General features: G+C 68.4%; 11 protein-coding genes. 4 read left to right on the top strand and 7 right to left on the bottom strand.

The genetic code is table 11. The features are described from left to right. Positions 1-206 precede the first annotated feature (206 nt). Positions 207-1592: a glycine--tRNA ligase gene (locus AAYO93_RS19850; RefSeq protein WP_345762923.1), complete on the bottom strand. Its 1386-nt coding sequence runs from the start codon at positions 1590-1592 to the stop codon at positions 207-209. A gap of 133 nt (positions 1593-1725) precedes the next feature. On the opposite strand from AAYO93_RS19850, the gene AAYO93_RS19845 reads away from it, so the two are divergent. Then, a complete protein-coding gene (locus AAYO93_RS19845) occupies positions 1726-2802 on the top strand; it encodes an NAD-dependent epimerase/dehydratase family protein (protein ID WP_345762922.1) in 1077 nt (358 codons plus the stop codon). Between the two features lie 139 nt (positions 2803-2941). On the opposite strand, the gene AAYO93_RS19840 is transcribed toward AAYO93_RS19845, so the two are convergent. Both AAYO93_RS19840 and AAYO93_RS19835 read right to left on the bottom strand, forming a co-directional pair. After that, on the bottom strand, positions 2942-3850 hold the full coding sequence (locus AAYO93_RS19840; RefSeq protein WP_434056697.1) for a serine hydrolase: 909 nt from the start codon (positions 3848-3850) through the stop codon (positions 2942-2944). 66 nt (positions 3851-3916) lie between these two features. Next, the gene (locus AAYO93_RS19835; RefSeq protein WP_345762920.1) at positions 3917-5911 is read right to left on the bottom strand and encodes a M13 family metallopeptidase; all 1995 of its coding nucleotides are present in this window, start codon (positions 5909-5911) and stop codon (positions 3917-3919) included. A 120-nt stretch (positions 5912-6031) separates the two neighbouring features. Between AAYO93_RS19835 and AAYO93_RS19830 the strand changes: the two genes are divergently transcribed. Continuing rightward, positions 6032-6652, top strand: coding sequence for a DUF805 domain-containing protein (locus tag AAYO93_RS19830; RefSeq protein ID WP_345762919.1), 621 nt, complete (start codon positions 6032-6034; stop codon positions 6650-6652). Between the two features lie 64 nt (positions 6653-6716). On the opposite strand, the gene AAYO93_RS19825 is transcribed toward AAYO93_RS19830, so the two are convergent. From AAYO93_RS19825 to AAYO93_RS19810, 4 genes are all read right to left on the bottom strand, one after another. Beyond that, positions 6717-7211 (bottom strand): GbsR/MarR family transcriptional regulator, encoded by a 495-nt coding sequence (locus tag AAYO93_RS19825; RefSeq protein ID WP_345762918.1) that lies wholly within the window; start codon positions 7209-7211, stop codon positions 6717-6719. 53 nt (positions 7212-7264) lie between these two features. Then, complete coding sequence (locus AAYO93_RS19820; RefSeq protein WP_345762917.1) at positions 7265-8896, bottom strand: ABC transporter permease; 1632 nt, start codon at positions 8894-8896, stop codon at positions 7265-7267. Then, positions 8893-9936, bottom strand: a complete 1044-nt coding sequence (locus tag AAYO93_RS19815; protein WP_345762916.1) for an ABC transporter ATP-binding protein — start codon at positions 9934-9936, stop codon at positions 8893-8895. Before AAYO93_RS19815 ends, AAYO93_RS19820 begins: the two co-directional genes overlap by 4 nt. 217 nt (positions 9937-10153) lie before the next feature. Continuing rightward, complete coding sequence (locus AAYO93_RS19810; RefSeq protein ID WP_345762915.1) at positions 10154-10654, bottom strand: hypothetical protein; 501 nt, start codon at positions 10652-10654, stop codon at positions 10154-10156. Positions 10655-10819: 165 nt separating this feature from the next. Between AAYO93_RS19810 and AAYO93_RS19805 the strand changes: the two genes are divergently transcribed. Together AAYO93_RS19805 and AAYO93_RS19800 are read left to right on the top strand one after the other, a co-directional pair. Then, on the top strand, positions 10820-11746 hold the full coding sequence (locus tag AAYO93_RS19805) for a Ppx/GppA phosphatase family protein (protein WP_345762914.1): 927 nt from the start codon (positions 10820-10822) through the stop codon (positions 11744-11746). Between the two features lie 128 nt (positions 11747-11874). Then, a complete protein-coding gene (locus AAYO93_RS19800; RefSeq protein WP_434056696.1) occupies positions 11875-13167 on the top strand; it encodes an MATE family efflux transporter in 1293 nt (430 codons plus the stop codon). Positions 13168-13231 lie beyond the last annotated feature (64 nt).

Raw genomic sequence — 13231 nt, 5'->3', positions numbered from 1 at the left:
CCGCAAAACGCGCCAAGCGACAACTAGTGCCATGTCGACCCCGATGACGGCGCGCGGCGGCGCGTGTCTCTCGGTCGCTGTGAGCATCGGTCACGTGGTGCAAAGTGTCGCTATGGGGGCGCGATACCGACCTTTGGGCCACGTGAGCACCCGCCGGGCGGCGTGAGCCGACCGCGACAGGAACGCGCGGCCGCACCGCGCACCCCTTACGAGCCGAGCAGCCGCTCGGCCAGGTACCCGCGGAGCTCGGCGAGAGGGATGCGGTCCTGGGCCATCGTGTCGCGGTCGCGCACGGTGACAGCGTGGTCCTCGAGCGAGTCGAAGTCGACTGTCACACAGAACGGCGTGCCGATCTCATCCTGGCGACGGTACCGGCGACCGATGGCGCCGGCGTCGTCGAAGTCGACGTTCCAGTACTTGCGGAGGTCCGCCGCGAGCTCGCGTGCGACCGGCGAGAGGGCCTCGTTGCGGCTGAGCGGCAGGATCGCCACCTTCACGGGCGCCAGGCGCGGGTCGAGGCGCAGAACAGTGCGCTTGTCGACGCCGCCCTTCGCGTTCGGGACCTCTTCTTCGTGGTACGCGTCGACAAGGAATGCCATCAGTGACCGGGTGAGGCCGGCTGCGGGCTCGATGACGTAGGGGGTCCACCGCTCGTTCTTGGTCTGGTCGAAGAATGTGAGGTCTTTGCCGGACGCCTTGGAGTGGGTCGTGAGGTCGAAGTCGGTGCGGTTTGCGACGCCCTCGAGCTCACCGAACTCGCTGCCGGTGAAACCGAACTTGTACTCGATGTCGACCGTGCGCTTCGAGTAGTGGGACAACTTGTCTTTGGGGTGCTCGTAGAGGCGCAGGTTCTCGGGGTCGATGCCGAGGTCGACATACCAGTTCCAGCGCTGGTCGATCCAGTACTGGTGCCACTCTTCGTCCGTGCCGGGCTCGACGAAGAACTCCATCTCCATCTGCTCGAACTCGCGGGTGCGGAAGATGAAGTTTCCGGGCGTGATCTCGTTGCGGAAACTCTTGCCGATCTGGCCGATGCCGAACGGTGGCTTCTGGCGGCTCGCCTGGAGGACGTTCGCGAAGTTCACGAAGATGCCCTGGGCGGTCTCGGGGCGCAGGTAGTGCAGCCCCGACTCGTCGTCGACCGGGCCGAGGAACGTCTTCAGCAGGCCGCTGAACGCACGCGGCTCCGTCCAGGTGTGGCGGTTGCCGCAGTTCGGGCAGGCGATGTCGTCGAGACCGTTCTCGGGCGCGCGGCCCTTCTTCTCTTCGAACTCCTCGACCAGGTGGTCGGCGCGGAAACGCTTGTGGCAGTGCTGGCATTCGACGAGCGGGTCGGTGAACACCTCGACGTGACCGGACGCCTCCCACACCTGCTTCGGCAGGATCACGCTCGAGTCGAGGCCCACCACGTCGTCGCGACCCTGCACCATGTAACGCCACCACTGGCGTTTGATGTTCTCTTTGAGCTCGACGCCGAGGGGCCCGTAGTCCCAGGCCGACCGTGATCCGCCGTAGATCTCACCGGCCTGGAAGACGAACCCGCGGTGACGCGCGAGAGCGATGACGGAATCGAGACGGGTGGGTGCTGCCACGGTGGCTCCAATGGTGCGTGAGGGTTGGTGCGTGATGTCCGGCAGCGGGGACCGCCGAAACGCTCCAGCCAGTTTACGGGGTCGCCGCACCCAGCCGATTTCCCCGGTGCGCGCAGGAGCGTACCGTGGGGGCATGGAGGCGACGACCACCCGCACGGCCATGATCATCGGGGGAACGGGCCAGCTCGGTGCCGCCGCCGCACGCAGACTGGCGGTCGACGGCTGGTCGGTTCTCGTCGCGCACCGGGGCAACCATGCCGGTGACACGTCGCTCGCCGATCTGGATGTGACGACCATCCGGCTCGACCGCGACGACACGGTGAGCCTCCTCGCACGTGCACGCGGGCACGACCTGGTGGTCGACACGGTCGCCTACGACACCCACCATGCCGATCAGCTCGCACAGCTCGCCGGCCATGTCGGTTCGCTGGTCGTCATCTCGACCGGCTCTGTGTACGTCGGTGCGAACGGCAGCTACCTCGATGTCGTGACCGGGCCGGAGGATTTCCCCGACTTCCCGATGCCGCTCCGGGAGACCGACCCGATCGTCGACAACACCGAACGCACATACTCCCCGCTCAAGGCGGCTATGGAGCGCCGGCTGCTCGAGACGGACGACCTGCCGGTCAGCATCCTGCGACCGGGTGCAATCCACGGGCCGTTCAGCCCCGCTCTCCGCGAGTGGTATTTCGTGAAGCGGGCGCTCGACCAGCGGCGCCGGGTTGTGCTCTCCGACGACGGCCACAACCGGTTCAGCACCTCATCGACCGTGAATGTCGCCGAGCTCATCGCGCTCTGCGCCGACACCCCGGCGCGGCGTGTCCTGAATGCGGTCGACCGCGACAATCTGACCGTCGCCGAGATCGCGCACGTCATCTTCCAGACCATGGGCCGCGAGGTCGAGATCGTCACGTATCCGGGACCGGCCGTCGGGAACCTCGGCTCCACGCCCTGGTCGGTCACGCATCCGCTGGTCATGAGCATGGATGCTGCGCTCGTCGAGCTCGGATATCGGCAGCCCGTCAGCTATGCGGATGCGGTGGCCGAGGACATCGACTGGGTCACGCGCGAGGTGGCCGCCGCCGAGCGGCGCGAGGAGAGCTGGCAGGATGTGTTCCCCAGCATGGTCACGCGGTCCAGGGCCGACGGCTGGTTCGACTACGCCGCCGAGGACGAGTACTTCGCCGGGCGTGCGCCCGCGCACCGCTGACGCGTCACGATGTGACCCGCTTCGCACTAGTTGCGTCCTGCCGCACTACGTAGACCTAGTGCGACGAGACACAGCTCGTGCGGCGAGCACACGTGGTTGCGGATGCGCGGCGCGGCGGATGCGGGATGGGCGGCGCGGCTCAGTGCACGTATTCGAGCAGGTCGAGGCCGACCGTCCGCATCCCTTCGAGCACTGCGAGGCGGGAGGCCAGCGTCGCGTCGTCGAAGTACATCGACACCGCGTAGGTGATGCCCGCCCGAGGCCCGCGAAGCACGCCGACCTCGCTGCGCACGCCCACATCCGTGCCTGTCTTGTTCACGAGCAGCGTGCGGTGTTCGACGGTGCGGTGCGACAGCGGATCGAGTCCGAACGCACTCGCCACCATCGAAAGGTCCGCGTTCAGCGACAGCCACGAGATGACCCGCTGGCTGGTCACGGAGTTGACGATCTCCCCACGCGCGAGGGCGGAGAAGAGCCAGGTCAGTTCGTTCGCGCTGCCGACGGAGAGCTGTGGCGCGTCGTCCGGTCCGCGGTGGTCGCGCACCAGGTCGAGGAGTGCCGTACGGGTGAGTCCGAGCGCCTCCGTGCGAGCGCTCACGGCCTCGAGCCCGATGTGGCGCAGCAGCACGTTGGTGGCCAGGTTGTCGCTGGTCGCACCGATGATGGCTGCGAGGTCGGCCACCGGAAGCGATGGCGCCTGGAGGTGCTGCCAGATCCCGGAGTCGCCGACCGCGTCCTCGAGCGAGCGGTCGAGGATCGCGAGCGGGTCGAGGTGACCGCTCTGGATGCGCGCCGCGACTTCGACGAGCAGCAGCACTTTGCCGATGCTCGCCGTCGGCATGACGATGTGGTCGTCCACCGAGAAGAGCACGGCGCCGGTGGCGAGATCCGTCGCCCGCGCCGACACTTGCACACCGTTCAGCGCCAACTGACCGAGGGCCGCGAAACCGCGACTGAAACTCTGCGACGCTTCCGCGCCGCGATGCCGACCGCGCCTGATCGCGCTGTGCCGGCTGCGGCGTTCGGAATCCTGGGTGGGGATCGTCACGGCGGGGGGCATTCCTTCTCAATCCTTGTCCGGATGGTCCCCCCGGGCCACCAGTGTTCCATTACATCACCAGATGGAGACGCGCTCCGACGGGTCCAGCCAGAGTGCGTCGCTCTCCGTGACGGAGTACGTGTCATAGAACTCGGTGATGTTCCTGACGATCTGGTTGCAGCGGAATTCGTTCGGCGAATGCGGGTCGATCGCGAGCAGGCGGATGACCTCTTCGTCTCGGCCCTTCTCCTGCCAGGCCTGCGCCCAGGAGAGGAAGAACCGTTCTGCGCCGGTGAGCCCGTCGATGACCGGGGGCTCCTGGCCGTCGAGTGAGATCAGGTAGGCCTTCCAGGCGATCGCGAGGCCGCCCAGGTCGCCGATGTTCTCGCCGATGGTGAGCGCTCCGTTGACATGGTTGCCGGGAACCTGGGCGGGTGCGAGCGCGTTGTACTGCTCGATGAGCGACGCGGTGCGCTGCTCGAACGCGGCGCGGTCGGCGCTCGTCCACCAGTCGGTGAGGCGGCCGTCGCCGTCGTACTTCGAGCCCTGGTCGTCAAAGCCGTGGCCGATCTCATGGCCGATGACCGCACCGATCGCTCCGTAGTTGGCCGCGTCGTCGCGCGCCGCATCGAAGAACGGGTACTGAAGGATGGCCGCGGGGAACACGATCTCGTTGAAACCCGGGTTGTAGTACGCGTTGATCGTCTGCGGCGTCATGAACCACTCGTCGCGGTCGAGCGGCTTGCCGATCTTGCCCAGTTCGCGGTTGAACTCGAACAGGCTGGTCGCGCGCACATTGCCGTAGAGGTCCGTTGGGTCGATGACCAGGCTGGAGTAGTCGCGCCATTTGACGGGGAAACCGATCTTCGGCGTGAACTTCTCGAGCTTGTCGAGGGCGCGCTCGCGGGTGTCCTCGCCCATCCATTCGAGGGTGCGGATGCTCTGCCGGTACGCCTCGATCAGGTTGGCGACCAGCACATCCATGCTCTCCTTCGCCACCGGCGGGAAGTGCTTCTCAACGTAGATGCGGCCGACGGCCTCGCCCATCGCGCCTTCGACGAGCGAGACGCCGCGCTTCCAGCGGTCGCGCATCTGCGGGGTTCCGGTGAGGGTGCGGCCGTAGAAGTCGAAATTCTCCTCGACGAAAGCCCCGCTCAGGTAGGGCGCGGCACCGTGGATGACCTGCCAGGCCAGCCAGTCCTTCCAGCTCTCGAGGCGGTCGGCAGTGAGAAGCGAGGAGAGGCCGCTCGTGAAGCTGGGCTGGCGCAGCACGAGCTCGGCAAGCGCGCCGTCGGGGGCGCCGAGGGCCGTTTCCCAGTCGTCCAGCGGAGCTCCGGCGGCGACGCCGCTGCCGATGTCGCCACCGGAAAAAAGCGCCGCAGCATCCGACCAGGCGAACAGGTTGTACGTCTTCTCGCTGTCGCGCGAGGCGACGTTGTCCCAGTGGTGCGAGGCGATCGCGGTCTCGAGGTCGAAGACGCGCTGCGCACGCTCGGGTGCGCCGTCGAGTCCGGCCAGTTCGAACATCCGCTGCAGGTGTGCGAGGTACGCCTCGCGGATCGACGCGAACTTCTCGTCGCGGTAGTAGCTCTCGTCGGGCAGCGAGATTCCGGCCTGCTCGACGAAGACGAGATAGCGCTCCGGGTTGCCGGGGTCGTTGTCGACGAACAGCTGGTAGAAACCACTGAGGCCGTGGCGTTCGAGCCGCCCGATCGTGGACAGGAGTTCCGGGATGCTGCTCACATCGCTCGCGAGCGCAAGCTGCGATTCGACCGGGGTGACGCCCAGTTTCTCGATGCGGTCCTCATCCATGAAGCTCGCGTAGACGTCGCCGAACTTACGCTCCTCGGTGCCCTCCTGCGCATCCGTCGCCCCGTCGATGATCTCGCGCACGGCCGCTTCGGCTTCTTCGCGCAGGATCAGGAACGAGCCGTAGCGCGCCTTGTCGGCCGGGATCTCGGTGCTGGCGAGCCACTTGCCGTTGACGTGTCGGAACAGATCGTCCTGGGGGCGGATGCCGGGATCGATTTCGTCGAGTTTGATACCGGATGCAGGCGCCGCGTCAGTCATTCGACCAGCCTATGGTGTCGCGGCGACATTCGTGAGGGGGGTCGGAAATGATGGCATTTCGGTCGTTCCGGCGGTTGACTATGTTCGACAGATCGTTCACCGATCCACAAGGAGCATCGCATGTCTTCGCAGCAGCCTCCGTACCAGCCGCCCGATCAGCCGCCGGCGCAGCCGCCTGCCGGTCCTCCCTCTGCTCCGCCGCCTCCGCCGCCTCCGCCGCCGCAGCAGGGCCAGCCCTACCAGCAGCCGGGCGCGCCCGTCCCTGACTGGGCCCCGTACTACGGCGCCCCGTTCGGTGTCGCGTTCCAGCGCTTCTGGCGCAAGTACGCCGACTTCACGGGCCGCGCCAGCCGCAGCGAGCTGTGGTGGTGGGTGCTGGCGTGGGTGGTGATCGAAGCTGTGATCAACATCATCGGCAACGCGACCGGCCAGATGGGCGTGGCCATGTACCGGAACGGTGGGTTCCACCCGACGCCCGGCTTCTGGTTCTTCGGCGCGCTCGCCGGTCTGTGGTGGCTCGCGACGATCGTGCCGTGGCTGGCGATCACGTGGCGACGCCTGCACGACGCGAACCTCGCCGGGCCGTTCTTCTTCCTGTCGTTCATCCCGTTCGTGGGCACCATCATCCTGCTGGTGCTGCTCCTGCTCCCCACGAACGCGCAGGGCGTGCGGTTCGACCGGCCACAGCCGGCCGCCGCGGGCTACCCGCCCGTGCCGCCGACGTATCCGCCTGCGACCTGATCGCGCGAGTGTGACCGTTCCGGTCGAGCGTGCCCGCTCTGCGAGGCGCTCTCGGCCGGAACCGTCACGCTCGGGGTGCCTGCGCCCGCTCGGCAGGGCGGCGCTCCGCCTCCCATTCCTCGAGCAGCTGCGGCATCCGCACCTCGAGGAAGCGGTAGAAGCGCGCCATCTCCGCCAGCCGATCCGTGGCGGTCGATGACGGATCGTCGATGGCCGCGACACCGGCATCCGCCTGCGACGCCAGCACGCCGTAGAGCGGACTCTCCGTCGTGAGCGCCGTGTACCAGGCGTTCTCCGGGAGCTCGTAGCGGTCACGGCGGCTTCCCGACTGTGAGAGGCGACGGATGATGCCCAGCGTCTGCAGGTAGCGCACCGCCCCCGAGATCGCCGCCGCGCTGGCGCCCAGCTGCGCCGACAGCTCCTGCGCCGTGAGCCCACCGTTCTCGGAGACTGTCAGCGACATGAGAACCCGGGCGGGCATTTTGGGAAAACCTGCCGCGGTCAGGATGGCAGCCGTGTGTTCGACGACATCGTGCAACGCCTGCTCATCCTTGGCCATGGCTCAGTCTCCCATCCGTCTCACCGCAGTCCTGTTCACTATGCGATCGTTCCCTACGCGATCGCGAAATCGCGTCTCCGGATGAGCGCCGCGGCGACCAACGTGGCCGCGATCGCGATCACGATCATCCAGATCCCGCCCGACCAGTCGGGCGAGGGACCGGTCACGACGGGCGTGTGCGCGAACGGCGACAGCTTCTGGATCGAGTCGGTCAGTCCGATGAACCCGCCGAAGATGCCGAGGAACGCCCCGAGCCCGAGGGCCGCCCAGGCGATCACGATCGACCAGTTCGGCAGCACGACGAACACCAGCGACAACACGCCCAGGTAGATCAGGGAGACCGGGAGCTGCGCGGCCGCGGCTGCGAAGGAACTGTTGATGATCGACGCGTCCTCACCGGTCGCCATGGCGCTCAGCCCTGCGGCGAGACCCGCCGCGGCGAGCACGACCACGACGGCGATCACACCGACCAGCATGAACTCGAGGAGCCAGCGGATGCGCGACAGCGGAGTCGCAAGCAGCACCTCCGCGGTGCCACCCGCCTCCTCCTGCCTCAGCCGCACGACCACCTGGGTGGCGCAGGCCGCCGACAGCACGCCCACGATCGAGAAGATCGCCGAGATGAAGATCTGGGTCATCGACCCGCCTCCGCCGGAGCCGATGGAGGCCAGGGCTTTGCGCATCGACGACAGCGTCGGGTCGTTGGCGATCGACGAGCTGACGACACTTCCGAGCGAGCCGGCGAGGATGCCCGTCGCAACTCCACCGGCGGCCCAGCCGACCACGATCGGCCATTGCAGCCGCCACGCCAGGCCGAGCGGTCCGTTCAGGCTGGGGCGAGCATCCGCCCGCCCTGCCCGCTCGGCCAGGAGGCTCGCTCCGGTGTCGCGCTGCGACTGGAGGATGAACACCACGGCGATCACGGCCGCAGCGAACGCGAGGTCGAGCAGCAAGGGCCACCAGACGTTGCCGCCCCAGGCGTCCATCTGCTCGCCCCAGCCGATCGGCGAGAGCCAGGTCGGCCATCCGCTGACCATGTGCACACCGTCCGGCTTGACCGTGCCGATCGAGTCGCCGATCCCTCGAAGGAAGTAGGCGAGCACGACGATGGCGGCCGCAAGACCGTTCGCGCCCCGCGAGGTGGACATCAACTGGGAGGTGAACAGCCCGACCGCCAGGAATGCGATTCCGGCGCCGCCCACCGCGGCACCCGCCACGAACGAACCGGCGACCGGAAGGCCGTTGGACATGAAGCCGAGCCCGACGGCGACCGCGACGAGGATGTTCGCGATCACCCCGTGGGCGATCGTCGCCGCGGTCGGAGTGATACGTGCCGCCTCGGTCGCCGCGACGAGCTCGGCGCGACCCGACTCCTCCTCAGCGCGGGTGTGCCGCACGGCGAGGAACGTGCTCATGAGGCCGGCGAGCAGCGCGAGGAAGGTGTAGATCTCGAAGAAGGTGACCGACGCGAGTCCGGTTCCCTGCGGGAGGCCGCGGAGGACGAGGATGGCCGGGTTGGCGATCGCGAGATGCATCAGTTCGACGCGGCCCGCGCCGCTCCCGTACGTCGTGCTGAGTGAGGCCGCCGAGAACGCACCGAGCAGCCCGATGGACAGCACCCAGATGATCAGTTGCCAGCGATCACGGCGCAGGCGCTGGCGCAGCAGCGCACCGAAGGTCTTCATCGCCGCGTCGCCTCCGTGCCTGTGGTGGTGCTGTCGGTTGTGTCGGGGGCACCTGTCGTGCCCGTGGGGCCGGATGCGGTGGTCGGCGCATCCGCACCGGCACCGCCCGCAGGAGTGCCGGCCGCTCCTTGGGACGCGAGCTGGTCGCCGTAATGGCGGAGGAAGAGTTCCTCGAGCGACGGAGGAGCGACGGTCAGGCTCTTCACGTCGAGGGCGGCGAGCGCATTGAGGACGCTGGGCAGCGTGTCGCTGTCGGCGGTGAACCGCACACGGCCGTTGTTGGTGGCGACATCATGGGCTTCGGGGATGCGCGAAAGATCCGCATCCGTCATGCCGTCGGCCGCGAACGAGATCTCGGTGCGGGTCAGGTGGCGCATCTCCGCCAGCGTGCCCGACTCGACGGTCCTGCCCGCGCGGATGATGCTGACCCGGTCGCACAGTTGCTCGACCTCGGACAGGATGTGGCTCGACAGCAGCACTGTCGCGCCCTCGCCGGAGACCCTGGCGATCTCGGCGTTGAATGTCGCCTCCATCAGGGGGTCGAGCCCGCTCGTCGGCTCGTCGAGGATGTACAGGTCGGCCGGCGTGGCGAAAGCGGCGACCAGGGCCACCTTCTGCCGGTTGCCCTTCGAATACGCGCGCCCCTTCTTGCTCGGGTCGAACTGGAAGACGTCGATCAGGCGCTTCTTGCGCTCGGCGTATTGCGCCTTGTCAGTGGTTCCTCCGCGCAGGCGCGCGAGCAGGTCGATCGCCTCGCCGCCGGTCAGGTTCGGCCAGATGCTGACATCGCCGGGAACATAGGCGATCTGCCGGTGCAGATCGACCGCATCCTTCCACGGGTCGCGGCCGAAGACGGTCGCAGAACCGCCGCTGGCTTTTGCGAGACCGAGGAGAACGCGGATGGTGGTGGACTTCCCGGCGCCGTTCGGCCCGAGGAAGCCGTGCACTTCGCCCGCCGTCACCGACAGGTCGAGCCCGTCGAGGGCACGCACGCGACCGAAGCGCTTCTCGAGCCCCGAGGTCTCAATCACAGTGTTCATGATCGTGACGATACGCCGGTTTCACAAATTTGTGAATATTCCTAACGGAATCTTTACGGGCGTGGCGTCATGCTGCGATTGGTTGCCAAAACTTCGAGTGCGAAGTTGATTGCTCGCCAATATTTTGGCGAGCAAACGACTTTTGGCGAGCAATAGCGCGCGTGGCGATCAACTCTGGAACGTGCGGGGCGGAACAGCCTCCGCCCCGCACGCCGGCCTAGACTCCGGGGTCGCGGCGAACACCGTCCGGGCCGACGACTCCGCGAGTCGCCTCCGTCTCGGGGGCAGCAGTGGCCGGTGCGGTGGTCGGCACGGCCGTGGTCGGCGCAGCGGCCGGTGCCACCGTCGGCTCAGCAGCGTGTGCACCGGCGGGCGCTGCAGCGGGCGCCGCCTTCACATCCGGGTCGATCTCGTCCGCGCGGCGTGCCTGCTCGGCGGCCCGTGCCTGCGCATCCTGCGCCTCGTTCTGGCGGTCGGCGGCTTCACGCCGCAGACGTTCGGCGTCCACTTCGGCTTGTTTCGCATCCGCTTCCGCGCGCGCAGCCTTGGCTTCGTGCTCGCGCGCACCGAGCGCATCCGCTTCGGCCTTCTGACGAATCTCGACCGCCTTGGCGCGATCGGCTTCGCGGCGCCTGCGCCCCGACATCGTGATGATGAGGACGATCACGATGATGGCGACGACCGCGATGATGATGGCGATCCATCCGGCGGCGCTCATGCTGCACACCCCGTCTCGTGTAGGGCGGGCGCGTGCCCGCACAGGACCTGGCTCTGGGTTCTCTGACTGTGAGTCATGCGGGGCAACGTACGCCGATCGGGTAGGGGCGACAAGGGCCTTGACACGGGCCGTCCGCCGTGACTCCGGGCGCGATAGTGTCATGACATGCGTCTCGGAGTGCTCGATGTGGGTTCGAACACGGTGCATCTTCTGGTGGTGGATGCGCACCCCGGCGCGCGCCCCATCCCCGCCGCCGGACACAAGTCCGTGCTGCGGCTCATGCGCTACATCACGCCCGACGGCGCGATCAGCGACGAGGGTGTCACGGCGATCCTCGACTCGATCGCTTCGGCGGTGAAATCGGCCGCGGAGGAGGGGATCGACGAGCTCCTGCCCTTCGCGACCTCGGCGATCCGCGAGGCGACGAACGGGCCAGAAGTGCTTGCTCTGATCGCCGAACGTACCGGCGTCGAGTTGCAGGTGCTGTCGGGGGCGGACGAGGCGCGGCTCACCTTCCTCGCCGTGCGGCGGTGGTCGGGCTGGTCGGCGGGCAGCATCCTTCTGCTCGACATCGGAGGCGGCTCGCTCGAGATCGCGTCGGGCGTGGACGAGATCCCGGATGTGGCGGTGTCGGTCCCGCTCGGCGCCGGTCGGAGCACGATCGGTTTTCTTCACGACGACCCGCCGCTGGAGTCGCAGGTCGATGCGTTGCGCCGGCACGCACGCTCCCTGCTCGCGGATGCGGTGGGCGCGTTCGCGGACCGGCCCGGCGATGAACACGTGATCGGCACCTCCAAGACCATCCGCTCGCTTGCGCGGCTGGCGGGGACGATCGCCCCCGGGCCCGGCGGCACCGAACGCAGCCTCCTCAAGCGGAGCGAGCTCCGCGACTGGGTCCCGCGCCTCGCGCAGATTCCGCCCGAGGCGCGCATCGCGCTCCCCGGCATCACCGCCGACCGCACGTTCCAGATCGTCGCCGGTGCGATCGTGCTGCGGGAGGCCATGCGCGCATTCCGCGTCGACGAGCTCGAGGTCTCGCCGTGGGCGCTGCGCGAGGGGATCATCCTGCGCTACCTCGATCACCTGGCGTGACGGAGCGGGACGCGCGACCCGCGTCGGATGCCGACGTCGGCACCGGACCGCACGTCGCCGGCGAACCCGAGGCCGCGTCCGGCCGCACGCGCGATCGGGTCTTCACGCGTCGTCCCGTCGACCGCGAGATCCTCCGCCTGGCAGTCCCCGCCCTCGGCGCGCTCATCGCCGAGCCCCTGTTCCTCCTCGCCGATTCGGCGATGGTCGGGCATCTGGGCGTCACGCCGCTGGCAGGGCTCGGCATCGCCAGCGCCATCCTGCAGACGATCATCGGCCTCATGGTGTTCCTCGCGTACAGCACGACGCCAGCGGTGGCGCGGCGGCTCGGAGCGGGCGACGAACGCGGCGCTGTCGCGGCCGGCGTCGACGGATCGTGGCTCGCCCTCGGGATCGGCGTGGTGCTGGCGGTGTGCGGATGGTTCGCCGCCCCACTTCTCGTCGCCGCGTTCGGTGCTCCGCCGGAGGTCGCCGCCCAGGCGACCACCTATCTCACGATCTCGATGCTCGGCCTCCCTGCGATGCTCCTCGTCTTCGCCGCGACCGGCCTGCTCCGCGGACTCCAGGACACCCGCACGCCGCTCATCGTGGCGGTCGCGGGCTTCGGCGCCAACGTTGTGCTCAACTTCATTTTCATCTACGGGCTGGGGCTCGGCATCGCGGGCTCCGCGCTCGGCACGGTCGTGGCCCAGTGGGCGATGGTGCTCGTGTACCTCGTGGTCGTCGCGAAGCACGCCCGCCGGGTCGGTGCGCCGCTGCTCCCGCACCACGCGGGCATCCGCTCGTCTGCTTTGTCGGGCGGGTGGCTGTTCGTGCGGACCGCGAGCCTCCGAGCGGCGATGCTGCTCGCCGTGTTCACGGCGACGCGGCTCGGTCCGGATGAGCTGGCCGCCTTCCAGGTGACGATGACCGTCTTCGCGACGGTCGCCTTCGCCCTGGACGCGCTCGCGATCGCGGCGCAGGCGCTCGTCGGCAAGGGGCTCGGCGGAGGCGACGTGGAGGGCGTGCGCGCGGTCCTGAGGCGCTGCATCCAGTGGGGTGTGCTCAGCGGGGTGGTGTTCGGGGCGGTTGTCGTCGTGACCGCTCCGTTCGCCGCCGCGCTGTTCACGAACGACCCGGCGGTCGCCGCACTGCTTCCGATCGCACTGGTGATCATCGGCGTCGGCGCGCCGCTCGGCGGGTACGTTTTCGTGCTCGACGGCGTCCTCATCGGAGCGGGCGATGCGCGCTACCTGGCGTGGACCGGCCTCGTGAACGTCGCAGCGTTCATCCCGCTCGCCCTTGCGGTCGGCGCCTGGGCGTCATCCGATGCTGCGGGTCTCGCCTGGCTGACCGCCGCGTTCGCGTTCGGGTACGTCGGAGCGCGGGCAGTGACGCTCGGTCTGCGGGCGCGCGGGACGAAGTGGATGCGGCCCGGGGTGTGAGTGGCTCGGCGAGGGCGTCAGCTCCGGTCGAGCGCGACCGTTATGCCGGGCGCACTCGGGCGGG

Origin of the sequence: Diaminobutyricibacter sp. McL0608, assembly GCF_039613825.1 — a bacterium.
Classification (GTDB): Bacteria; Actinomycetota; Actinomycetes; order Actinomycetales; family Microbacteriaceae; genus Diaminobutyricibacter.
This window is presented reverse-complemented; position numbering and strand designations above follow the sequence as displayed.

Coding starts and splice junctions, on each gene's coding strand:
- AAYO93_RS19825 (WP_345762918.1), bottom strand. CDS start 7,211: ATGGCCAAGGATGAGCAGGCGTTGCACGATGTCGTCGAACACACGGCT.
- AAYO93_RS19815 (WP_345762916.1), bottom strand. CDS start 9,936: ATGAACACTGTGATTGAGACCTCGGGGCTCGAGAAGCGCTTCGGTCGC.
- AAYO93_RS19835 (WP_345762920.1), bottom strand. CDS start 5,911: ATGACTGACGCGGCGCCTGCATCCGGTATCAAACTCGACGAAATCGAT.
- AAYO93_RS19845 (WP_345762922.1), top strand. CDS start 1,726: ATGGAGGCGACGACCACCCGCACGGCCATGATCATCGGGGGAACGGGC.
- AAYO93_RS19810 (WP_345762915.1), bottom strand. CDS start 10,654: ATGAGCGCCGCCGGATGGATCGCCATCATCATCGCGGTCGTCGCCATC.
- AAYO93_RS19805 (WP_345762914.1), top strand. CDS start 10,820: ATGCGTCTCGGAGTGCTCGATGTGGGTTCGAACACGGTGCATCTTCTG.
- AAYO93_RS19820 (WP_345762917.1), bottom strand. CDS start 8,896: ATGAAGACCTTCGGTGCGCTGCTGCGCCAGCGCCTGCGCCGTGATCGC.
- AAYO93_RS19830 (WP_345762919.1), top strand. CDS start 6,032: ATGTCTTCGCAGCAGCCTCCGTACCAGCCGCCCGATCAGCCGCCGGCG.